General features: G+C 39.8%; 25 protein-coding genes. 18 read left to right on the top strand and 7 right to left on the bottom strand.

The window, feature by feature from the left end:
* Positions 1-3: 3 nt before the first annotated feature.
* Positions 4-2,706 (top strand): HAD-IC family P-type ATPase, encoded by a 2,703-nt coding sequence (locus UCH001_RS09775; protein WP_067177379.1) that lies wholly within the window; start codon positions 4-6, stop codon positions 2,704-2,706.
* A 1-nt stretch (position 2,707) separates the two neighbouring features.
* On the opposite strand, the gene UCH001_RS09770 is transcribed toward UCH001_RS09775, so the two are convergent.
* Both UCH001_RS09770 and UCH001_RS09765 read right to left on the bottom strand, forming a co-directional pair.
* Entirely contained in the window at positions 2,708-3,169 is a 462-nt protein-coding gene (locus UCH001_RS09770) for an SRPBCC family protein (RefSeq protein WP_067177378.1), read from the bottom strand.
* Positions 3,166-3,507, bottom strand: a complete 342-nt coding sequence (locus tag UCH001_RS09765; protein ID WP_067177372.1) for a c-type cytochrome — start codon at positions 3,505-3,507, stop codon at positions 3,166-3,168. The genes UCH001_RS09770 and UCH001_RS09765 overlap by 4 nt, the downstream gene beginning before the upstream one ends.
* A gap of 149 nt (positions 3,508-3,656) precedes the next feature.
* Between UCH001_RS09765 and UCH001_RS09760 the strand changes: the two genes are divergently transcribed.
* Positions 3,657-4,058 (top strand): cupin domain-containing protein, encoded by a 402-nt coding sequence (locus tag UCH001_RS09760; RefSeq protein ID WP_067177370.1) that lies wholly within the window; start codon positions 3,657-3,659, stop codon positions 4,056-4,058.
* A 3-nt stretch (positions 4,059-4,061) separates the two neighbouring features.
* On the opposite strand, the gene UCH001_RS09755 is transcribed toward UCH001_RS09760, so the two are convergent.
* Positions 4,062-6,833, bottom strand: coding sequence for an EAL domain-containing protein (locus UCH001_RS09755; RefSeq protein ID WP_067177368.1), 2,772 nt, complete (start codon positions 6,831-6,833; stop codon positions 4,062-4,064).
* 141 nt (positions 6,834-6,974) lie between these two features.
* Here UCH001_RS09755 and UCH001_RS09750 point away from each other — a divergent pair, with 141 nt between their 5' ends.
* Together UCH001_RS09750 and UCH001_RS09745 are read left to right on the top strand one after the other, a co-directional pair.
* Complete coding sequence (locus tag UCH001_RS09750) at positions 6,975-7,802, top strand: mechanosensitive ion channel family protein (RefSeq protein ID WP_067177366.1); 828 nt, start codon at positions 6,975-6,977, stop codon at positions 7,800-7,802.
* Positions 7,799-8,026 carry a DUF2798 domain-containing protein gene (locus UCH001_RS09745; RefSeq protein WP_067177364.1) on the top strand — a complete coding sequence of 76 codons (228 nt, stop codon included), beginning with the start codon at positions 7,799-7,801 and terminating at the stop codon, positions 8,024-8,026. Before UCH001_RS09750 ends, UCH001_RS09745 begins: the two co-directional genes overlap by 4 nt.
* Here UCH001_RS09745 and UCH001_RS09740 read toward each other — a convergent pair.
* A complete protein-coding gene (locus tag UCH001_RS09740; RefSeq protein WP_067177362.1) occupies positions 8,023-8,814 on the bottom strand; it encodes an RMD1 family protein in 792 nt (263 codons plus the stop codon). The two genes, UCH001_RS09745 and UCH001_RS09740, sit on opposite strands and share 4 nt — an antisense overlap.
* A gap of 125 nt (positions 8,815-8,939) precedes the next feature.
* Between UCH001_RS09740 and UCH001_RS09735 the strand changes: the two genes are divergently transcribed.
* The 5 genes from UCH001_RS09735 to proC are packed head-to-tail and all read left to right on the top strand — an operon-like array spanning position 8,940 to position 14,197.
* On the top strand, positions 8,940-10,298 hold the full coding sequence (locus tag UCH001_RS09735) for a TolC family protein (RefSeq protein WP_067177360.1): 1,359 nt from the start codon (positions 8,940-8,942) through the stop codon (positions 10,296-10,298).
* The gene (locus UCH001_RS09730) at positions 10,295-11,485 is read left to right on the top strand and encodes an efflux RND transporter periplasmic adaptor subunit (protein ID WP_067177357.1); all 1,191 of its coding nucleotides are present in this window, start codon (positions 10,295-10,297) and stop codon (positions 11,483-11,485) included. The genes UCH001_RS09735 and UCH001_RS09730 overlap by 4 nt, the downstream gene beginning before the upstream one ends.
* Positions 11,485-12,195 (top strand): ABC transporter ATP-binding protein, encoded by a 711-nt coding sequence (locus UCH001_RS09725; RefSeq protein ID WP_067177353.1) that lies wholly within the window; start codon positions 11,485-11,487, stop codon positions 12,193-12,195. The genes UCH001_RS09730 and UCH001_RS09725 overlap by 1 nt, the downstream gene beginning before the upstream one ends.
* The gene (locus tag UCH001_RS09720) at positions 12,192-13,412 is read left to right on the top strand and encodes an ABC transporter permease (RefSeq protein ID WP_067177351.1); all 1,221 of its coding nucleotides are present in this window, start codon (positions 12,192-12,194) and stop codon (positions 13,410-13,412) included. The genes UCH001_RS09725 and UCH001_RS09720 overlap by 4 nt, the downstream gene beginning before the upstream one ends.
* A gap of 38 nt (positions 13,413-13,450) precedes the next feature.
* Entirely contained in the window at positions 13,451-14,197 is a 747-nt protein-coding gene (gene proC, locus UCH001_RS09715) for a pyrroline-5-carboxylate reductase (RefSeq protein WP_067177349.1), read from the top strand.
* Positions 14,198-14,228: 31 nt separating this feature from the next.
* On the opposite strand, the gene UCH001_RS09710 is transcribed toward proC, so the two are convergent.
* Positions 14,229-15,152: a D-alanyl-D-alanine carboxypeptidase family protein gene (locus UCH001_RS09710; RefSeq protein ID WP_067177347.1), complete on the bottom strand. Its 924-nt coding sequence runs from the start codon at positions 15,150-15,152 to the stop codon at positions 14,229-14,231.
* A gap of 205 nt (positions 15,153-15,357) precedes the next feature.
* Here UCH001_RS09710 and UCH001_RS09705 point away from each other — a divergent pair, with 205 nt between their 5' ends.
* The 9 genes from UCH001_RS09705 to UCH001_RS09665 are packed head-to-tail and all read left to right on the top strand — an operon-like array spanning position 15,358 to position 21,674.
* Positions 15,358-16,137, top strand: a complete 780-nt coding sequence (locus UCH001_RS09705; RefSeq protein ID WP_067177345.1) for a TOBE domain-containing protein — start codon at positions 15,358-15,360, stop codon at positions 16,135-16,137.
* Between the two features lie 11 nt (positions 16,138-16,148).
* A complete protein-coding gene (modA, locus tag UCH001_RS09700) occupies positions 16,149-16,898 on the top strand; it encodes a molybdate ABC transporter substrate-binding protein (protein WP_067177343.1) in 750 nt (249 codons plus the stop codon).
* On the top strand, positions 16,891-17,292 hold the full coding sequence (locus tag UCH001_RS09695; protein WP_067177341.1) for a molybdopterin-binding protein: 402 nt from the start codon (positions 16,891-16,893) through the stop codon (positions 17,290-17,292). Before modA (UCH001_RS09700) ends, UCH001_RS09695 begins: the two co-directional genes overlap by 8 nt.
* Positions 17,285-17,992 (top strand): molybdate ABC transporter permease subunit, encoded by a 708-nt coding sequence (modB, locus tag UCH001_RS09690; protein WP_067177338.1) that lies wholly within the window; start codon positions 17,285-17,287, stop codon positions 17,990-17,992. Before UCH001_RS09695 ends, modB (UCH001_RS09690) begins: the two co-directional genes overlap by 8 nt.
* Complete coding sequence (locus UCH001_RS09685; RefSeq protein WP_067177336.1) at positions 17,979-18,842, top strand: ABC transporter ATP-binding protein; 864 nt, start codon at positions 17,979-17,981, stop codon at positions 18,840-18,842. Before modB (UCH001_RS09690) ends, UCH001_RS09685 begins: the two co-directional genes overlap by 14 nt.
* The gene (modA, locus tag UCH001_RS09680) at positions 18,842-19,558 is read left to right on the top strand and encodes a molybdate ABC transporter substrate-binding protein (RefSeq protein WP_173636822.1); all 717 of its coding nucleotides are present in this window, start codon (positions 18,842-18,844) and stop codon (positions 19,556-19,558) included. Before UCH001_RS09685 ends, modA (UCH001_RS09680) begins: the two co-directional genes overlap by 1 nt.
* Positions 19,548-20,225 carry a molybdate ABC transporter permease subunit gene (gene modB, locus UCH001_RS09675; RefSeq protein ID WP_067178513.1) on the top strand — a complete coding sequence of 226 codons (678 nt, stop codon included), beginning with the start codon at positions 19,548-19,550 and terminating at the stop codon, positions 20,223-20,225. The genes modA (UCH001_RS09680) and modB (UCH001_RS09675) overlap by 11 nt, the downstream gene beginning before the upstream one ends.
* 43 nt (positions 20,226-20,268) lie before the next feature.
* Positions 20,269-21,087, top strand: coding sequence for a ModD protein (modD, locus tag UCH001_RS09670; RefSeq protein WP_067177334.1), 819 nt, complete (start codon positions 20,269-20,271; stop codon positions 21,085-21,087).
* The gene (locus UCH001_RS09665; protein WP_067177331.1) at positions 21,087-21,674 is read left to right on the top strand and encodes a YigZ family protein; all 588 of its coding nucleotides are present in this window, start codon (positions 21,087-21,089) and stop codon (positions 21,672-21,674) included. Before modD ends, UCH001_RS09665 begins: the two co-directional genes overlap by 1 nt.
* Here the strand turns inward: UCH001_RS09665 and UCH001_RS09660 are convergent.
* Both UCH001_RS09660 and UCH001_RS09655 read right to left on the bottom strand, forming a co-directional pair.
* Entirely contained in the window at positions 21,669-22,235 is a 567-nt protein-coding gene (locus tag UCH001_RS09660; RefSeq protein ID WP_067177329.1) for a YceI family protein, read from the bottom strand. The two genes, UCH001_RS09665 and UCH001_RS09660, sit on opposite strands and share 6 nt — an antisense overlap.
* 81 nt (positions 22,236-22,316) lie before the next feature.
* Positions 22,317-22,787, bottom strand: a complete 471-nt coding sequence (locus UCH001_RS09655; RefSeq protein ID WP_067177327.1) for a phosphatidylglycerophosphatase A — start codon at positions 22,785-22,787, stop codon at positions 22,317-22,319.
* Positions 22,788-22,793: the final 6 nt, after the last annotated feature.

Below are 22,793 nucleotides of genomic sequence, written 5' to 3'. Positions count from 1 at the left end.
CAGATGCCCCAATCAACCATCCGATGGCATACGCTAAGCTCAAAAGAGCTTTTAGCCGCGTTAGATGTGGATGAACAAACAGGTCTCTCTTCTGAAAACATCAGTGCAAGACGCGCTAAGTATGGGGCAAATGTCCTCAGTAAAAAAGAGGAAGAATCCGCATTTAAGCTCTTTCTTCTTCAATTCCACCAACCGCTTGTTTATATTCTTCTGCTTGCGTGTGTGATTATGGCACTCTTAGAAGAGTGGATGGATACAGGCGTTATTTTTGCGGTGGTGTTGATTAACGCTATTATTGGCTATATGCAAGAAAATAAAGCGATTAAAGCCATTGAAGCACTCTCAAAATTGAGTCATAGCAGTGTTACGGTTTTAAGAAATTCGCAAAAAGTACTTCTAGAATCTTCCCATATCGTTGTTGGAGACATTGTTTTTCTTTTCTCTGGCGATAAAATTCCAGCTGATATCAAACTCTTGCATGCAAAAGAGCTCAAAGTAGATGAATCCTCTTTGACAGGTGAGTCTATTTCTGTGGAAAAACATGTCGGTGTTTTAGCTCAAGACACTGTTTTAGCCGACCAAACAAATATGCTTTTTTCTTCAACGCTTGTAACTTATGGGCAGGGCGTTGGTGTTGTGGTCGCTGTGGGTGATGAGAGCCAACTGGGTAAAATCAACACGATGATCTCTAATGCCGATGTGTTGCAAACCCCTTTGACAAAAAAATTAGCATTTTTTTCAAAACGCCTTCTTTACGGCATTTTAGGTATGGCACTTGTGACATTTATTATTGGAGTTATGCGTGGTGAAGAGTTGGTCATTACGTTTATGGCTTCAGTGGCGATGGCAGTTGGTGTTATTCCTGAAGGGCTTCCTGCGGCTATGACCATCATCTTAGCCATTGGTGTTGTAAAGATGGCAAATAAAAACGCGATTATTCGCAAGCTTCCCGCAGTTGAAACACTAGGCAGTACAACAGTTATTTGTAGCGATAAAACAGGCACGCTCACACAAAATGCCATGACCGTAACTAAGATGATGGCTGCAGATAAACTCTATCATCTCAGTGGAAGTGGGTATGAGCCTAAAGGTGAGATTTTCATTGATGCACTACCGCATATACCACTTAAAGGGAGTGCGCTTTACGAGACATTGGTTGCAGGCATTTTGTGCAATACATCACGCCATGTTTTCACAGATGGTCTTTATGTTATAGAAGGTGATCCTACTGAGGGCGCGCTTATCGTCTCGGCTAAAAAAGCAAGCATTCACGAAGAAAAGTTAAAAGAAGGATTGCGTCACATTGACACACTCTCCTTTGAGTCAGAACGCCAGTATATGGCATCTGGGTATCACGCTATTGCAGAAAATACTTTTCCAGTGTATCTTAAAGGTTCTGTAGAGAAAATCATTGAGCGATGCGATACCTATATGGATGAGAAGGGTGAGCTACTGCCTATCAATAGAGCTCAAATAGAAGCCCATGCTGAAAATATGGCACATCAAGGTCTGCGTGTTTTAGCGTTTGCCAAAGTGTACATGAATGAAAAAGTAGATCAGCTAGGGCATCATCATTTTGAGAATGGACTCATTTTTTTAGGCTTACAAGGCATGATAGACCCACCTCGAGTTGGTGTCATTGAAGCCATTCAAAGCTGTTATAGAGCAGGGATTGCAGTGAAGATGATTACGGGAGATCATCGCACAACTGCTCTTGCGATAGCGCGCTCCATTGGTCTTGATACGCATGAAAAAACTCCTGTGTTAACAGGCAAAGAGATCGATGCCTTGAGTGATGAGGCACTGGCTTCTTTAGTGGAAAAAGTTGCCGTTTTTGCACGTATTGCGCCTGAGCAGAAACTAAGGCTTGTCAAGGCACTGCAGTCTCTTTCACATATCGTGGCTATGACAGGCGATGGAGTCAATGACGCTCCTGCTCTTCGCCAAGCCAACATTGGTATCGCTATGGGCGTTATGGGAACAGAAGTTGCCAAAGAATCTGCCGACATGATTTTGACGGATGACAACTTCGCAACCCTTGAAGATGCTGTAGAAGAGGGACGGGTGGTGTATGATAACATCATCAAATTTATCACATGGATATTACCTTCTAACATGGGAGAAGGACTAGTCGTGATCTTTGCTATTTTAGCAGGCATTGCACTCCCGATTTTACCATTGCAAATTCTTTGGATCAACATGGTCACGGATAGTGCGCTTGGCATTATGCTGGCGTATGAGCCTAAAGAAAAAAACTTGATGGATCGACCACCACGCGATGTCAATGAGCCTATCTTAACAAGACGTCTTATCTTTAATGTCGCATTAGTGGGAGTACTGCTCTTTTTATGTGCGTTAAGTGCCTTTTTCTATGTTCAAAATGTAGGGATGAGTGAAGAGGCCGCACGAACGTTGGTTGTCAATATTTTTGTGTTTGGCGAGATGTTTTATCTATTTAATTGCCGCTCTTTGCACTACTCGATGTTTCAAATAGGCTTTTTCAGTAATCCTTTATTGCTTTTAGGAGCCGTGCTTGTGAGCATCTTAGAGCTTCTTTTTATCTATATGCCATTTATGAATCAGCTCTTTAAAAGTGCCCCTTTAGGTGTGCTTGAGTGGATGATTACTCTAGGATCTAGTGCATTGGTTTACTTTGTCATTGAATGTGAAAAAGTTTTGTATCTCAAAAGAAGAAACATTCACTAACTTAAAGGGTATTTCCTTTATTTTTGAGACGAAGAAAATACTCTTTCGTTTTTACATGACGGTAAGCAAACATGGCATCCATATCTTTTTTGACAAATTTAAAAAAAAGTGTTTGCAAAAAAGGTATCGGTGATGCAAGGTAGATAGTCTCTTCCATAAGAGTTTGCTGTTCACTCTTTGCGATAAAACGTCGCTCATGCCTAAAAGAGGCAAAAGGACCTTGAAGCATGACATCGACGATGCTTGAAGGACACTTCTTTTCTATCGCTATCTTCCAACGTGTGGTAAATCCAAATTTTTTGATATCCAGTACGACAGTGTTGTTGTGAGAGGAGACAATTGTCACGCCAATGGCAGGAGGTGTGATGAGTGGTAGATTTCGTGTGTCTGTGTGAAACGCACACACCTCTTCGATGGAAGCATCAATGAGGCAGCTGTAATGAAGTGTAAAAAGGTTACTCATTGACTAAGCCTTACGTCGTAGAGATACGAAGCAATCTCTTCTAGGGTTTGTTTGTCATAGCCTAGTTCAGGCATTAACCCATACTTGCTAATAGCTTCAGGCATGAGTGCTGTTTTAGCATTGGGTTTGATAATCCATGTTGCCATAGCCGATACAAAAGCTTCTTTGGATTCATACGTTTTTTTATAACGTGCTTGAAGCTCTTTTGTCGATGGTGCAGAGTTTGGCACACTGATGGTATGACAGGTGATACAGTTGCCATTAAACAGTGTTTCACCTAGTGGTGCGGCGGAACTAAGAGAGAAAGAAAAAAATATGAGTGGAAGAAGTTTTTTCATAAGTTATCTTTAGTTGTTTTATAATCATTGTAGCAAAAATCACTCCTTTTTCATATTGATGTAAGTCATTATGCTCTTTGATTTTTTTCTTGACAACCTCTGTCTTCTAAAGTAGAATGACTTTAAAACTCCCATCAAAAAGGACTAAGATGAAAAAGCTGTTTTGCATTTTTATTTTTCTAATGAGCTATGGCTATGCTTCTGGAAACGTAGAGTCTATAACGCTTGCGAAGTCCGATAGGAGTTGGGATGGCTCAACTATGCCTTCATACCCCAAAGAAACGCCTGAGATTTCCGTTTTGAAGATTACCATTCCCCCTCATACAGAACTTCCACTACACAAGCACCCCATCATTAACGCAGGCTATATGGTAAAAGGTTCACTTAAAGTCGTGACAGAAGATAATAAAACACTGCACCTTAAAGCAGGTGAGGCGCTGATAGAAGTGGTGGACAAATGGCATTATGGTGTTAACGAAGGAGCTGAACCTGTGGAAATTGTTGTCTTTTATGCGGGGACTAAAGAGAGTGCTTACTCCATCAAAAAATAAGCACTATGGTAATTTCTCGATTGGTAAAGGCTCTGCATGGTAGTAACCTTGTGCAAAGTCAATATTGAGATCTTTAACAACATTATTGGTCGTTTCATCAAAAACAAACTCTGCAACGGTTTGTAGTCCCAGTCGTTTTGCGAAGTCATTAATGGCTGCTGCGATCTGATATGTGTTAGTGTCAGTTGCTATTTTTTTAATAATCGTACCGTCAATTTTTAAGATATTGGCATTGAATTGCGCTAAATACGCAAAGTTTGAATACCCACTTCCAAAATCGTCAATGGCGATTTTAACGCCCAGATCTTTGACTGACTTGATAAATGAAATGATGCTAACATAGTCTTTTATGGCTTCTGTTTCTGTGAGCTCAAACGTGATACGTGATGGTTCTGGAAAGTTTTTGATGGCTTTTTCGATAAATAAAACTGTCTCTTGATCTTCGATATCTTCAACAGAAAGGTTGATAGCAACACTCTCTTTTCGATATTCAAAATCGTGCAGTGTTTTTTGAATCATAATGCGAGTGAGTGCTAAATAATATTTTGATTTTTTAGCCACATCCAAGAAAGAGTAGGGTGTATAGACCTTACCATTTTCGTCCATTAAACGAATAAGACTCTCATATTTTGTGATTTTTTGGCTTTTGAGATGAACAAGTGCTTGATAGTATGGAACGATTCTGCCATGTTCAATAGCGCTTTTAAGCGTGTGAAGCATCTGAAAGTTTTGTAGATGGATGGCTTCATCTTCTTTAGTTGAGCGCATCCAATCAACATTGCGTAAACGTGCCTGTTTTAGGGCTTCTTCTGCATGTGAGAGAATTTGTGTTTTTTCAGTTGCAATTCCAACACTAATGCGCGCAGTAATACCTTGTAAGTCTGCTAAAAATTGATGTTCATGGGTATCTCGAATAATCTCTTCTATCTTGGCACAAAATGCTTCTGGATTTTCATTGTCGCCATAAATCACGAAGTTATCAGCTTCTAGTTTATAGAGTGCATAAGAGGTCAGACTAAGAATATTCATAAAAAGTGTTGCAAACTCTACAAGTAGGGTATTGCCACTTTCAAATCCGTAAAAACGATTGATTTCTCCAAAATTATCGATGTTAATGAGCGCAATAATAGGCGAGGAAGAGAGTGCGATGTCTTCAAAGAGCTTGATTCTGTTGGGAAGGTTTGTCAGTGCATCGGTTGTTTGTTTTTGGATCTGTTTTTGTTGTTTAATAATTTTTGTAAGGTCATTTCGCGTGGAGATATACTCTACGATGTTTTGGTTTTCATCAAAGAGTGGAATAATCGTTGTGTCAACATAGTAAGCCTCTCCTGATTTGGCTTTGTTGATAATAAGCCCTTTCCAAACCTGACCACTTTTGATGGTTTCCCACATCTCTTTAAATGTGCCATTAGGTACATCTGGATGACGAATAATCCTGTGTGATTTTCCGATTAACTCTTCTCTAGAATAGCCTGAAATTTCGACAAAAAGATCATTGACATAGGTGATGATTCCTTTTGTGTTGGTTTTGGAAACAATCGAATTAGCATCAAGTGCTAATTTATAGGCATCGAGTGTTTTAATCGTATGTTCAAGCTCATCTACGACGGCATTGGTAAGTCTTGACATGACAGCAAGATTTTTATGTTTTTCATCTAACGGTTTCATTTCGGGTTGCGGTAGGGCTACTAAATTTTCATGTTCACTAAGTGCAAAAACCGTTGTGGTTAGATTCATCATCTGTGTGGAGTGCGGTGTTTTAAAAAATTCTCCATAACTGAAAAAGCCACAGGTGGTGCCTAAAAAATTGTAAGTATGAAACTCGTTTTCTAAAATTTCGCCTGCAAAAGCTTTGCGTCCCATACACGAATATATCCAGACAACTTCAGGTTCTAAAAGCAGCCTTGCATCGTTGTTTTCAACAATTTCATCGATATTTGCGATACCAAAACGCACTTTATCGCCTGTGTTGAAATTGCCTGCGAAAATAAGGGCATTGTCCATAACCGCAATAGGTGCTCTGGCGATATTGACCCCTTTTTCTGTTTTGATCAGTGGAAATTTTACGATGCTTGAAGGTAAGTTTGTAACAACATCGTCTCCAAAATAGTGACGGATGACTTCAAAAATGGGTTTACCATCAAGTTCAAAAATGGCATTATGTTCTACTTTAGTTACAACCATCGGCTTGCCGATGGGATTCCAGTTGAGTTTCCAGTTGTTGAGAACTTTTAAAGAGATATTTTCAAATGCAACACCCACAACGCCATGCTCATAGACCATACCATTTAAGGAGATCAATGTTTTGGTAAATCTTCCATAATCCGCAGCAGCACCCCCTGCAATCGTAAGGTCTTTACGGACAGAGTTTACCCCACTTAGAAATTCCTCAGGTTTACCAACAAGTCCTTCACTAAAAAAGATTGCTGCTTTGACATTTTTGCTGAGGTGTTGCGTAACGCAAATACCACCATTAAAATCACAATGACGCGTATGAAGTGGAATGAGAGTGGTGTGTGAAAATGTACAAAAAGAGAGAATGACAGAGTTTTCAACCATTTTCCCATCAAGGATTTCTCCTGCGGTTGTCACCCCTAAAATAGTTGCATGTGGGAGTAATTCTACAAGGGTGGTCGTAAGATCCCTAAAGCCTTGTTCGTCATTACGTCCATCGAAAAATTGTACCAGAAGGGACTTTTCATCTGAAAAAGCCTCTTGTGCGATGTGTTTTTTCAGCGATGGAAAATCTTCAAATCTCACATTTGAAACTCTCATGAAGCTCTCTTCCTCTTTGATTTCAAAATGTTTATTGTTGTACCATTTTGAGTTGCAAAACTTTAAAAGTCATTATACTCTCTTTCTTCCTTCAACTCTATCCTGTGCTATAATATTTTCACTAACAAAAAAGGCAAAATGATGGATAAAGAACTACAAACCCTTCAGAAGTTTTACAACATCGTTATTGAGTTTTTGACCAACTATAGTTTTCAACTCCTAGGTGCACTTATCATCGTTATTATCGGATGGTTTGCTGCAAAATATGCCTATACATTGTTGATGCGCCTTTTTGAAAGTCACCATTTTGACAGTACGCTTTCAAAATTCATTGCCAATGTCGTTAAAATATTGATCTTTGCAGCAATGATTGTCATCGCTTTAGGCAAAATAGGCATCTCCATCGCTCCGTTCGTAGCAGCCATTGGTGCAGTATCTTTGACGGCTGGTTTGGCACTTCAAGGCAGTGTTTCGAACTATGCTGCAGGTGTTTTACTCATTATCTCTCGTCCGTTTAAAGTGGGTGATACGCTCTCTGTTGCAGACGTGTATGGAGTGGTTGAAGAGATTAAACTCTCCTATACTGTGCTTCGTAATGAAGATGAAGAACTCATCACGGTTCCTAATAAACAGATGATAGGTGACGTGCTCGTTAACTCTTTTGATGTACGCGTGGTAGAATCAAGTATAGGGGTTTCGTATGAGCAAGACCCTGCTAAAGCTATAAGCTTGATTAAAGAGGTGCTTTCTGGATTTAAAGATGTTTCAAAAGAACATAAACCTGTTGTTGGCATTGCAAAATTTGGCGATAGTTCCATCGAAGTTGGACTTCGTTATTGGGTTCCAACCAAGAGTTTTTTTAAGACCCAATATGAGGTTAATTTAGCGCTTTACAAAGCATTGCATGAAAATCATGTTACTATTCCATATCCTCAGCGTGAGGTAAGAATTTTAGGAGAAAATGTTTGATTCCGAAGAAGTATGAATTTATCGTATTTGCCTTTTTAATGTCATTTTTTATGACGCTTTTGATGTCGTTTGTTATTACCTTCATCAATGTAGGTCTTGTAGAAGATTTTTTAGTGCGTTGGTTCCAAGCCTTTTGGAGAGCTTATATCGTAGCGTTTCCTTCCGTCTTAACGGTGGTGCCAATTGTGCGTAAAATCGTTAGAAAGTTGGTTGCTCCACACTAATGTTTGAAAAACTCGATGAGTCCCATCACGATTTCAAAGCCAATGAGCCCGATGATGATCCACTCTAAAAACTCACTGTGTTTGTGGTTGAAAAGATCAAGAGCCATGCTAATGTCCTCTTTGAGGTGACTTAGCTTGTGCTCGACGATCTCAAAACGATCTTTGAGCTCTAAGATGGAAGAAAGTCTATTGTAGAGCTTTTCAGCTTCTTCATTATCCCACAAGATATTAGGTTTATCCAGTAAAAACAGATCACTGACCATCCCATGCTGAATGGAAGTGAGATTGCGTGCAAATTCGATCAGTTTTGAGCGTTTCAGTAGTGAATAACTCTGTGTAAGATCAAGCAGTTGTTGGCTCTTTTCAAAATGCGCATTCAGGTCTTGCTCATACTTTTCAAGTCCAACACTTTGTGAAATCACGAGTGCTATGATGATGAGGTAGAGCGAAAGTGGCTCTTTTAATATAATCTGCTCGTTACTGACTTTACACGTAACTTCCAACTCAGGCTCAATTAAAATAGGGTAATCTTGAAAGATATAACGTTGTTCCAATAACGAAGCGTCTTTCATCCCCAATTTCATGAGCGCTTGGTGCATTGCCTCTTTTTCCCAATTTATGAATGTCAAAACGTTAAATTGGGTATAGACTAAAAATGTTTCACGATATTGGTGGTAAAATGCTTTTTCAATTCCTTTTTTAAATGAACAATCAAGGAGCGTTTCGACCTCATGTTTGGCAAAGGGTGTTGGGAGTGAAATAGAGATGAGTGAAAACGATGTAGCCATAGGAACTCCTTGTGCAATAATCATTTATAAAAGTATACACCCAAATGAAAACGAAAGCGTTACATACAAAGAAGCATTAACAAATTCATGCTAATATTAACATAATAAAAAAATCAAGGATACCAATGCGTTTTAGCCTTATAGGATGCATGCTTTTTGGTATGGCATCGGTGTTGTTGGCAGAAGATTTTGATCCGTTTGATACCAAGTCTCTTCTAAATAAACAACAAGCAACATTTGTAACATGTGCAACCACGGATTTGAGCAAATCTTTAAGCCTTTCCGATGTTGTTATGGCAGCACTGTGTAATAATCCTCAAACAAAGATTGCATGGCAAACATCGCTCTATCAAGCCGCACAAGTTGGAGTCAGTCAAAGTGCCTATCTTCCAACACTGAGTGCTACAGGTTCAGCGCTTAGAAGTGAGAGTAGTGAGACGAAAAGTGGCGATCAAGAAAACATCAGTATCACACTTTCTTATTTGCTGTATGATTTTGGTAAACGTGATGCCACGTATGAGAGTGCAAGACGTCTTTTGGATGTAGCCCTTTTTTCAGAAAACAATACCATACAGAGTGTATTTCTCTCCGCTGTTCAAGCGTACTACACGCTTTTTGGCTCAAACGCTTCTTTGGAAGCAAGCTTTGAAGCAGAGCGCTCTGCATTGGCGAGTTTAAATGCTGCTAAAACACGCTATTCTGTGGGAACTGCAACACCTGCTGATACGCTTCAAGCGCAAACGGCATACTCGCAAGCGATGCTTAATCGCATTCAAGCAGAAGGAAGTGTCAAAAGCGCGCAAGGAGAACTTGCCAGTGTGTTAGGACTGATGCCAGATACGACGATCCAACTACAAACACCACAGCTTTCTTTGCCTAGTGAAGTGTTTGAAAAAAATGTTAAAGCATTAATGGAAGAAGCAGGACGCCTTCGCCCAGACCTTATGGCAGCAAGCGCGAAAATCAAAGCCGCTGAAGCGAATGTCAAAGCTGCTAAAGCAGAGCATCTACCTTCATTTTCTCTTAGTTCTACCACAGGGCATACAGACACCGTTTTTAATACTTCACAAAGAACGTCTAGTATAGGGCTTTATGTGAGCATTCCGATATTTACGGGGTTCAATACCAAATACAAAGTCCAAGCAGCACAGCAACAGCTCAAAATCAATGAAGCAGAGTATGAAAAGCTCTCTCAAGAGGCAAGTCTGGAAGTATATAAAACCTACCAAACCTTAGTGAGTGAAACACAAGCGACACGTACCAGTGCTGATTTGGTGGCAAGTGCTCAAGCATCGTATGACTTAGCCCTAGGTAGGTATAAAGCAGGGGTTGGAACCATTTTGGATCTTTTAAGTGCGCAAAGTGCCCTTGCGAGTGCAAAACAACAACATATCCAATCTCTTTATAACTGGTACATCACTAAAGCGAGCCTTGCAAAGTCAATGGGAACGCTTGATTTTTCAACGATAAAAGGACAACCATGAGTTTTTTAACGAAGATACTTTTTCATAAATTTACCCTTTTTCTTTTTCTGATTGCACTTGGATTTGGTGGGTATTATGGTTGGTCGCACTACACAAAACCTCCTGTTGAAGCTAAGTATAAATTTCATACTTTAGAGATGGGCGATGTCACGCAAAGTGTTGCCGCTAATGGCACACTTAACCCTTTAGTGCTTGTTACGGTAGGTACACAAGTCTCAGGAAAGGTCATTAAACTCTATGTAGATTTCAATGATAGGGTTGAAGAGGGACAAATACTTGCTGAACTTGACCCAGCACTTCTTGATGCACAAGCTGCACAAAGTGCTGCAAATGTTAAAAGTGCAGAAGCAACTTTAGAACTTGCCATTGCCAATGAAAAGCGTTCCCGTGAATTGTTCTCGAAAGAGTATATTTCAAAACAAGAATTAGACGCGAGTGTTCAAGCCTTGAAATCAGCTCGTGCGGCGCTGGATTTAGCGCGTGCACAATCGCAAAAAGATAGAACCAATCAAGGCTATACTATCATTCGATCTCCTGTTTCTGGCGTTGTCGTTGATAGACAGATTGATGTTGGACAAACGGTAGCGGCGAGTTTATCAGCTCCTGTACTTTTTAAAATTGCACAAGATTTAAGGCAGATGCAGATTGACTCAAACTTTGCCGAAGCGGACATTGGTCGTATCAAAGTAGGACAAAATGTTAATTTCGCCGTGGATGCATTTCCAAACATGGCATTTAACGGTGTCGTAAAACAAGTAAGACTCAATGCCACAACCGTTTCTAATGTTGTAACGTATGATGTGGTTGTGAAAGTAGAAAACCCTGATGAAATTCTCATTCCTGGTATGACTGCGTATGTGAATGTCATCATCGCTGAGAAGAAAAATGTTTTACTTATTCCTAATGCAGCATTACGTTATAAACCAACACCAACCGTAGCTCCAAACAAAGAAAAACCTAGTGAGCAAAAGCCTAAAAAAGAGAAAAAAGAGAGCAATAGTGCTACGGTTTATGTTTTTGAAAATGGTGTGCCAAAACCTATTAAAGTAGGCATTGGCGTTTCGGACAACCGTTTTACCGAGATTATGTCAGATGTACTTAAAGCAGGCGATAAAATCATTGTAGAAGAGGTCAAAAATAACGCCAATGGCTCTAAAAATTCACCATCACCGATGAGACCATTTTAATGGAAGAAGTCATTAAAATAACCAATTTGACGAAAAACTACTACACCGATGCAGGTGAAGTATGTGTGCTCAAAGGGGTGGATATTACGATTAAAAGTGGAGAATTTGTAGCGATTATGGGACCCTCTGGTTCAGGTAAATCGACCTTTATGAATATTCTTGGGTGTCTTGATAAAATGACATCGGGGAGTTATTTTCTAGGAGGAGAGAATACTGCAAATCTAAGTAGAGACAAACTTGCTGAATTACGTAACCACCTGATCGGGTTTGTTTTTCAAGGCTTTAATCTTATCCCTAGACAAAATCTCATTGACAATGTTGCCTTGCCACTTGTGTATGCAGGTATGAGTGCAAGTGAACGTAAAGCCCGCGCAAAAGAGATACTCAAAAGTGTAGGGCTTGAAGCGTTTGGAACCTACCTTCCCAATCAAATCTCAGGTGGACAACAACAGCGTGTTGCGATTGCACGAGCATTAGTCAATCGTCCAAAACTCATTCTTGCCGATGAACCTACGGGAAACTTAGATACTAAAACAAGCCAAGAGATTATGCAATTATTTTGTGATCTTAATGAAAAAGAGGGCATTACCATTGTCCTCGTTACCCATGAGCCGGACATTGCGGCTTATGCTAAACGACTGGTCAATTTTGTGGATGGAAAAATTCAACACGATGGACCAACACATCTTCATATAAAAGAGCCAGCATGAGTTTGGCTATGTTATTTGAAGCATGGCGCGCGATGGGTGCCAATAGGCTTAGAACGTTTTTAACGATGTTAGGTATGGTGATTGGAGTAGGTGCTGTTATCGTCATGTCCGCTATAGGCGCAGGTACACAAGCTAAAGTCAAAGAGTCCATCGCTTCGATGGGAAGTAATCTTCTCATTGTTCTTGCAGGTTCTATGACATCAGGAGGTGTCAGACTTGGAAGTGGAGGGGTACAAACACTCACCATCTCAGATGCATCTGCTATGGAAGAGTTAGAGAGTATTTTGGCAACGGCTCCAACATCATCAGGTTCTGCCCAACTGATTTACCAGTCCGCAAACTGGTCAACACAAGTGACAGGAACGACACCGTCGTATTTTCAAGTACGTGATTGGGAAATCGAGAGTGGCTATCCGTTTATGGACTCTGATGTAAGGGGTGCTACACGTGTTGTCGTGCTTGGAAAGACCATCGCACAAAATCTTTTTGGCGATGAAGACCCCGTTGGTAAAACCATACGTATTAAAAACAGTCCGTATCTGGTTGTGGGAATTCTTGCAAAAAAAGGACAGAGTTTAGATGGTAGAGACCAAGACGACACAGCCATAGTACCTATAACCACAGCGCAAACAAAACTTTTTGGTAGCCAATTTAAAGGCTCTGTGCGTTTTATCATGGTTGAAGCCGCTTCTGAGAGTGTGATGGATAAAGCAGAACAAGAGATCGCTCAACTGTTGCGACAGCGCCATAAACTACGTGAAAATGCGGAAGATGACTTTACGATTAGAAATCTTACCGCCCTTGCCAATACGGCAGCAGAAACAACAAAAGCCATGTCTTTAATGCTTGCAGCCATTGCTTCTATTTCGCTCTTAGTTGGTGGCATTGGAATTATGAATATTATGCTTGTCTCTGTGACCGAGCGAACGCGTGAAATTGGTATACGCATCGCCATTGGTGCAAAACAGCGTCATATCCTAGTGCAGTTTTTACTTGAAGCCTTGATGATTTCTATCATTGGTTGTTTGATTGGTGTGTGTGTGGGAGTGGGCGGTGCGCTATTGGTTCAAAAATTCTTTTCGATTAGCGTTGCTATTACGCAAAGCTCTATCATGATCTCTTTTTTAGTGGCAACAGGCGTGGGAGTCTTTTTTGGATTTTATCCTGCGCGAAAAGCGGCTAACTTAGAGCCTATTGAGGCGCTTCGATACCAGTAATTGCGCTATAATTCTTCAAAATTAGCATAGGAATGTCAATGAAGTTACTTTTAATTGGTGCTGGCAATATGGGTGGAGCGATGCTCCAAGGTTTACATGTAAAAGATATTACTGTAGTAGAAGCATATCCTCCAAGAGCAGAAGAGTTACAGGCACTCTATCCGAGTATTAAAATTGTGAGCGAAATTCCTTCATTGGAGGGGTATATTGTTATTCTTGCGATTAAACCGCAATCGTTTGGAACATTACACACAAAAGGAATTGCCGAAGGTGTTATCTCCATTATGGCGGGCGTGAGTTTAGAAAAACTGAAATCTGGCATTATGGCAAAACACTACATTCGCTCCATGCCAAATATGGCGGCATTGGTACGCAAATCTGCAACCTCTTTATGTGGCGATGCTGCGCTCAAAGATGAAGCAATGGATATCTTAAGTTCTATTGGTCGTTGCTTTTGGCTTGAGAGTGAGAAAGAGCTAGATATCGCAACGGGACTTTCAGGTTCTGCTCCTGCATGGATCGCGCTGGTGGCTGAGGCACTCAGTGATGGCGCTGTCAATCTTGGAATGAAACGTGATATGACGTATCAATACGTTGCAACCTTGTTTGAAGGTGTTGGAGAAGTACTTAAAAATGAACACCCTGCAATTTTAAAAGATAAAGTGATGTCTCCAGCTGGAACAACAGCCGCAGGTTATGCAAAACTTGAAGAGGGCAAAGTGAGAGATAGCTTTATTAAAGCGATGGAAGCGTCGTATGAAAGAGCGAAGGGATTTTCAAAGTAGAAGCTCGCAAAGGGCTTGTCAAGAGACAAGCCTAAGCGATTTTTTGTGCTTTTTTCTTGCCAGAAGCGGTTTTCTTACTGTTTTTAGAAGGTGCGGCAGCTTTTTTAGCGCTACTTCTTGTCTCTGTTATATCTGGTAGTACATCTTCAAAAATAGTTTTAATGTCATTCCATCGGTGCTCTGAGTTTAACATGACCACTAAAATATCTTTATCATCTTTTTTTGCTCTTGCAATTAAACAAGGGCCAGCTTTTTGCGTAAATCCTGTTTTAATACCTACGGCGTATTTGTAATTGTTAAGAAGTTTATTGTGTGTGTATGCTGCATAGCCTCTTTTGGTATTGAGGGATTGAAAGTCATGGCGTTTTAGTTTTGCCATATCATTAAAGGCACTGTTTTTAATGGCATATTCACTGAGCGTTAAAAGATCAAGTGCGGTAGAGTAGTGGTTGCCAAAATGGCTACTATCAAAACCACATGGATTGGTAAAATTAGTATTTTTCATACCAATTGCTTTTGCTTTTCTGTTCATCATAGCTACAAATTTATCGACATCGCCATCGCCTAAAAAGACACCAATACTCATAGCAGCATCATTAGCAGACATAACCATTGCTGCTTTCACAAGATCACGTAGATAAAATTTTTCGCCAACTCTAAGACCTGCTTTGGTAGGCTCAACTTGGATCATTTCTCGAGTGATGGTTACCACGTCGTTCATTCTTCCACTTTCTATCGCTAACATAGCAGTCATAATTTTAGTTAAACTTGCAGGTTGATTGATTTTTTGTTCATCTTTAGCAAAAATAAGTTGTTTGTTACTCAAATCTTTTGCAATAATAGCATCGGTATTGCGTTTAATACGATCCGCAGTCTCTTTGTCAAGGTAAGCTGCACTCAGTGAGCTCGTAATAATACATGCGCCGCAGATAAGCGATAAAATTTTTTGTGTCATGCTGCTCTTTTTAGAATGGATTTTTTTCATTTTAGTAAAAGTTTCTTAAAATTTTCCTTTGAAAATGGCTAAAATAGCCACTTTGACTTAAATGATGAAAAATTAAACACATTGCGTTATAACACTTAAGGTTATAACGTTATAATGCTCAAAATAGTTTTTGTGAGATTTGTCGTTATATACTTTAATTACATAAGGAAGAGAGATGGAAGGGATTGTTTCTGGTGTGATGAGTTTTGATAAGCCAGCTCTTTTAGAAAAGAGGATTAGGCTTCTTGAAGCCATTGCCGAAACAGGCTCCATTACCAGCGCTGCAAAGAGAGTGGGGCTTAGTTACAAAGCGGCATGGGAGGCGGTAGATACGATGAATAACCTCTCCAAAACCCCTCTTGTTGTACGTGTTACAGGTGGAAGTGGTGGAGGAGGGACAACACTTACTCCTCTTGGTGTTGAGGTTGTTGCTAATTATAGTGTTTTGAAAAAAGAGTATGAACGGTTTTTAAATCGACTCTCCACTATCGGTAACTTTGAAATGAATAGTTTAAAACACATACAAAGGATTGCTATGCAAATCAGCGCACGTAATCAGCTGATGGGTAAAATCGGCGAGATTAAACAAGCGAAAGTGAATGCAGAGGTAAGCATTGTGCTCAAAAGTGGAGTTGTCCTTGTCTCAACGATCACCAATAGTGCCGTAGAAGAGCTAGGACTTGAAATCGGTGATGAAGTTGTAGGCATTATAAAAGCCTCTTCGGTCTTGATCTCTAACACACTTGATATTGCGACCAGTGCAAGAAACAAACTTGGTGGGGTCATTACAGACATAAAACTTGGTGACGTGAACGCACAAGTTAGTGTAGATATCGGTCAAAATGATGTGGTTGTAGCGACTATTACCAGTGAATCTGTGAAACATTTAGGCCTTTCTGTGGGCAAAAAAGTGTGTGCTATCATCAAATCCAGTAGTATCTTAATCGGAAAGTAAAAGGAGCATGTATGTTAAAAGTATTGATCGCTAGTGCAGTAATGTCCGTTTCTCTTCTTGCAGGAGAGATTAGTGTTGCGGTTGCCGCCAACTTGAGTGATGTCGTTGAGGTTTTTAAAACAGAGTTCGCTAAAACAAACCCAAATACAAAAGTCAACACGATTTTAGGAGCAAGCGGAAAGTTTACAACACAGATTAAAAGTGGTGCTCCTTTTGATTTGTTTTTAAGTGCAGACATGGGGTTTCCTGAAAATCTTTACGCTGAAAAAATTGCTGTCACAAAACCTGTTGTCTATGCCAGTGGCGCTTTAGCGATGGTAAGTACCAAAGGGCTTGATTTAAGCAAAGGCATTGCTGTACTCAATGATCCAAAAGTAGAAAAAATTGCCATTGCTAACCCAAAAACAGCTCCATATGGAACAGCAAGTATCGAAGTATTTAAAAATGCACAACTCTTTGAGAAAGTAGAGCCAAAATTGGTTCAGGGTGATAGCATCTCTCAGGCATTACAATTTTCCATTACGGCAGCAGATGTAGGCTTTGTCAATGCTTCCGCTTTTTACAGTGACAAAATGAAAGCGTATAAAAAAGGAGTTCAATGGGTGGATGTTGACCCAAAACTCTACACGCCAATTGCGCAAGGAATTGTCCTTTTGAAACAAGCAGAAAACAATGCAGAAGCGAAAGCATTTTATGATCTTATCTTAAGCGCAAAAGCCAAAGCAATCTTTAAAAACTATGGATATTTAGTCAATGAATAGACTGCCTGCGGTTGTAACAGACATTGAAGGTGAGCAGAACCTACATATCATCACGTTTGATTATGCAGGAAATCGACTTAAAATGATGGGGCTTGATTTGCCTAAGGGGCTACATGTCAATGCACATGTAACCCTTGGCATCAAGCCTTCGCATGTGGCGATTGCTAAAAATCTAAGTGGAGAGCTTAGTTATTCCAACCAACTCTTTGCTACGATTGTTAGTATTGAAAATGGAAAATTGCTGAGTAGTATTGTGCTACGTTCACATGAAAACGAGATGCAAAGTTTTATTACTCTAAGCTCTTCTTTACGGATGAATCTTCACGTAGGAGATCACGTTGTATTGTTGATTAAAGCAAGTGAACTCTTTGTTCTGGAGGTTTTAGATGTTTGAAACATTAAAAGCCTTAGAGTGGACTCCTTTTCTCGTTTCATTCAAATTAGCGTCCATTACCACAGCAATTCTTTTTTGTATTTCTTTGGTGATTGCATGGAATTTATCGCAAAGTAAGTCTCGTTTTAAACCTATTTTTGAGGCGATTACAGCACTTCCTATTGTCTTACCACCTTCAGTTTTAGGTTTTTACATTCTCTATGCCCTTTCGTTTCATTCTCCTCTTGGACGTTTTTTTCAAGATGTACTGGGTTTAAAGTTAGTCTTTAACTTCACAGGGCTGGTTGTCGCAAGTTGTTTTTATTCATTGCCTTTTATGGTACAACCCTTACAGAGCGGTTTTGAAGCATTACCCAAAAATATGCTAGAAGCATCGTATATCGCTGGTAAAAACAAACTCCAAACCCTTTTTTTTGTAGCAATGCCCAATATCAAGCCTTCGTTAATGACAGCTATTGTCATTACCTTTGCTCATACCGTGGGTGAATTTGGTGTCGTTTTGATGGTGGGTGGAAGTATTCCTGGTGAGACAAAAGTTGCTTCAGTAGCTATTTATGAGATGGTTGAAACCATGGACTATACGCTGGCGCATATTTACAGTGCGATTATGGTGGGACTTAGTTTCTTGGTTCTTTTATTGGTTTATATGTTCAATCGCCAACAGAACCACCATTTAGGAGGAGTTTATGATAGAGATTGACGTGCGTAAAGAGCTTTTAGGCTCACAAGGAAAAATGAATTTATCGGTCAATCTCTCCTTTGAATCCAAAAGTTTTGTAGCCCTTTCAGGACAAAGCGGCAGTGGGAAAACGACATTGCTTCGTATTTTGGCAGGCCTTGAAAAGGCACACGGTAAGATTAGTGTTGATGATGAGATATGGCTTGATGGTACACGTGCTCTAGCGCCTCAACAACGAGGCATTGGCTTTGTGTTTCAAGACTATGCACTCTTTCCTAACATGAGTGTTTTGGAAAATCTGATTTTTGTACGTAAAGACAAAGCATTAGCACATCAGCTTTTAGAGTTGAGTGAACTCTCAGAGCTTGCAAATCGTAAGCCAGCGACACTCTCTGGTGGTCAAAAACAGCGTGTGAGTCTGTGTCGAGCCATGATGAACAGACCCAAACTTCTTTTGATGGATGAGCCTCTCTCTGCGCTCGATCCTTCGATGCGAAACAAACTGCAACATGAGATTTTAACGCTTCATAAAAACTTTGGTACGACAACGATCATGGTCAGTCATGACCCCAGTGAAATTTACCGCTTAAGTGACCGTGTCATTGTCCTCTCCCAAGGTCAGGTAATACAAGATGGCGATGCAAAAAGTGTGCTTCTTCGAACACAAGGAAGTCAAAAATTCTCCTTTGAGGGTGAGCTTTTAGACATTGTCAAAGTTGATGTGATTTATGTTGCTATTGTGGCGATTGGTCAGCAGATCGTAGAGATTGTGCTTGATGGTAGCGAAGCAAAAGATCTTCACGTTGGAGATATTGTAAGTCTTGGTACAAAAGCCTTTGCGCCTATGATTCAAAAGATGAAGGAAAAGTGATGAGAAAGCTCTTGATGTGTATGTGTATTCTTTGTTTAGGGCATGCTGCTTCTGATGATCTTAAAATCGCAGTCGGTGCAGGGTATAAGAAACCTGTTTTGGAAGTGTTAAAAGCATACGAACAGACATATCAAGGTCAAAAAATTGATGCTATGTATGGCAATATGGCACAGATTTTTGCACATGCTAAACAGATGGAAATTACGCTAGTAATTGCCGATAAAAAATTTTTGGAAAAACAAAAAGAGCTTAGTTTTGTAAATTATGAAAAAATCGGAGAGGGCATTGCTGTGATTGCTTATGCTAAGGGTGTTTCGTTTAATAATATTGAGGATTTGAAAAACGAGCAGATAAAAACTATCGCAATGCCAGAAGCTAAAAAAGCGATTTATGGCGATGCCGGTATTGAGTTTTTAAATACGACCAAATTGTATGAGAGCCTTAAAGACAAACTGATCGTGGTTGCTACCGTGCCTCAAGTAAGCTCTTATGTCAATACACATGAGGTTGATGTTGGAATTATGAATTTAACCGCAGCTCTTGATAACATCGATAAACTTGGAGGTTACATAAAAATTCCTCAAGAGTATTACACGCCCATAGAGATAGTTGCTGGAAGTTTAAAAGCGTGTGAATCTGATAAAATCTGTCAAGAGTTCATTGCATTTTTGAAAACGCCTAAAGCAAAAGAGATATTTGTTAAATATGGGCTTTGAGATGGTACAGGTTTGGCATCCGTTGGTGCTAAGCCTTAAAACCATCAGTGTGGTTGCGCTCCTTTTGGTTTTTATAGGAATTCCTCTTTCGTATTATCTCTCCAATGAACAGCTTAAATATAAGTGGTTGATTGAAACGTTTGTAACTCTACCATTGATTTTCCCACCTATTGCTATAGGTTTTTTACTGCTGCTTCTTTTAGGTAAATATGGCTGGATTGGAAGCTACTTAAACACACTAGGTATACGTTTCATTTTTGAGTTCAAAGGGCTTGTAATAGCAGGCTTTGTTGCCGCTCTTCCATTGATGGTTAAACCATTGCAATCTGCGATTGAACTTTTCCCCAAGGCGATTAAAGAAGCAGCGTATATGAGTGGTAAAAGTAGGTTTCATACCTTTGTCTTTATTATTCTTCCGTGTATCAAAAAAAGTCTATTTGCGGCACTTTTAATTGCAGAAGCTCGAGCACTGGGAGAAGTTGGCATAACCTTGATGCTAGGTGGCAATATTGTTGGTAAGACGGATACGATTTCCCTTGCGATTTACAATGCCGTTTTTGATGGAGAGTACGCTCTAGCACTTTTTTTATGTGCTATTTTGATTGTTGTTTCTTTAGCCGTTTTTATAGCATTGCATTTTTTCCAAAAAGAGGAGCAGTTGCTTTAATCTTCTTCATGTTACTATTTTATAATTTCTAAAAGGTGTATTTATGATGGATATGATACGTGAAGATGTCGGACTGATCGACATGACCACGGTAGGATTAGGGATTGGCTCATACAAAGCCAAAATCTCATTTTCAACAAAAGAGCCCATCGTTTTATGTGGGGTAGAGTTTGTGGATGAGATGTGCCGTAAACTTGGGCTTGAAACGCACATTTTCAAAGCATGTGGCGATAAACTTGAAGCGGGTGAGCTTATCTTAGAAGCCTATGGTAGGGCAGATGCAGCACATAAAGCATGGAAAGTGTCTCAAAATATTTTAGAATTTTTAAGTGGCATTGCGACAAAAACTCATACCATGATTACCCTTGCAAGAACAATGAACCCAAAAATAGAGCTGTTAACCACGCGTAAAATTTTTCCTCGCACCAAAGAATTAGCACTCAAAGCCGTCTATGCAGGAGGTGGTGCACACCATCGTTTGGGGCTTTATGACTCTGTCTTGGTTTTTAAACAGCATTGTGCTTTTTTTGAGAGTGATGCAGCATTTGAAGTACAATTTGCAAAAATGAAGCAAATGTATTTGGAAAAAAAGATTGTGGTTGAGGTAGATAGTCTTGATGAAGCACGTTATTTTGCACGTCTTGGCGCTGATATCGTGCAATGTGAAAAGATGAGTTTTGAGGCTTTAAAACAGTGTGTTGCCCTAAAAAATGAGTTTCCATACCTACTGCTTTCTGCTACGGGGGGTATTGGTGAACATAATATTGTTGATTATGCTGCCACGGGAGTTGATTTTATCGTGACGTCATCGCCGTATCATGCGAAACCTTCTGATATTAGAGTTGTTATTGAGAGAGTGTAATGCAAACGATTGAAGAGACGTTTTCTGCAACAGTTGAAGAGAAAAAATCGACTTTTTTAGCCTATTTGTGCCCGATGAGCTCTTTTGATGCTTTACATCAAAAACTCAAAAATGACCACCCAAAAGCAGCACATATTGTATGGGCTAAGCGCTATTTTAATGAATACCGTCAAATTGTAGAAAACAACAGTGATGATGGTGAGCCCAAAGGAACGTCTGGTCCACCCGTGCTCAACGTCATGCGTGGCGTGGAACTGGTGGAAGCAGGGCTATTAATCGTGCGTTATTTTGGGGGTATTAAGCTTGGAACGGGTGGTTTAGTGCGCGCCTATGGCAGTAGTGCTAAGGAAGTCATCGCTCATGCAAAACTCATCCCTTTTGTTTTTAAAGAGCGCGTTTTGTTTAGTACCATTTATTCGCTCGTACCTCGTTTTGAACACTATACGTCAACACAAAACGTCACCGTTATTAAAAGAGAGTTTCAAAGTGATGGTGTGATGTGGGAGATAGAAGTAAGTGCTGATGAGAAAGAGCATTTTCTACTCTTTTCTCATCATTTTGAAAGAGATGGTTTTAGACTGTTATAGTTCGATAGCTTCAACTTCAATAGAAAGATTGACCGTGTCATCAACGGTTAATCCACCACCTTCTAAGATTTTATTCCATGTGAGTCCAAAATCTTTACGGTTGAGTTTACCCTCTAATGTAAAACCGACTCTTTGGTGACCTTGAAAATCTTTAATCACACCGTGTACTTTGCTCTCAAGAACGATATCTTTGGTCACGCCATGAATGGTGATTTTTCCATGTATTTTGCCATCTTTCATGGAAGTCATAACAAAATCAATGGTTTTAAACTTTTCAACATCAAAGAAATCAGCACTTCTTAAGTGGTCATCTCTTTTTGTAATTCCTGTGTCGATAGAAGCCGCTTCAATTTTTGCTGCAAGTTTATTGAAGACTTTTTTCTCTGCATCATAGTCGATGTCAGCACTGTATGTATTGAAATTACCTTTAACGTTTGAGATCATCATATGTTTGATAGAAAAACCAATATTAGAGTGGGTATTGTCAATCACAAACTCCTTTGCCTCTGCTAAAGAGAAAAGAAGAGCACTAGCCATAAGCAATTTGAAGAGATGTTTCATGGTATATCCTTTTTATAGAATGTCTATGAAAAGTATAGTCACATGACGCTTATGGCTCTTAGATGACGTAAAAGTAATATTTTAATTTAAGAGAGTATTTTGCACGTATCCGAAAAACTGAAATGTTGCTGCACTACAGATACCAGCAACCAAACCTGCTAGCATATCATCCCCAATGACACCCCATCCACCTTTTACATTTTGGTCGATTTTGCCAATCAAAGAAGGTTTCCAAATATCAAAAAGACGAAAAAATACAAAACTAAGAACAATTTGAAGAATAGTTCCTGAGCTTAAAATAAGAGCGATCCATACGCCTACCACTTCATCAATGACAATGCGGCTATCGTCATGATTGCCACTGTTTGCTTCATACGCATTGATATGTTTAACGCCCATAAGCGTAAATAGAATGGTTAAAAGAACTAAGGTTTCCATCGAGATGTAGTGAATAATCCCAGCCCCTAGAATGACAGCAAGAAGTGAACCTGCTGTTCCTGGAGCTTTTGGGCAAAGACCTGAGTATAAAAACGTCAAAAAAGCATTTGGCATGAAGAT

This window comes from Sulfurospirillum sp. UCH001, assembly GCF_001548035.1.
GTDB lineage: Bacteria > Campylobacterota > Campylobacteria > Campylobacterales > Sulfurospirillaceae > Sulfurospirillum.
Note: the sequence above shows the minus strand (reverse complement) of the source record. Positions and strands in the feature narration are given on the sequence as shown.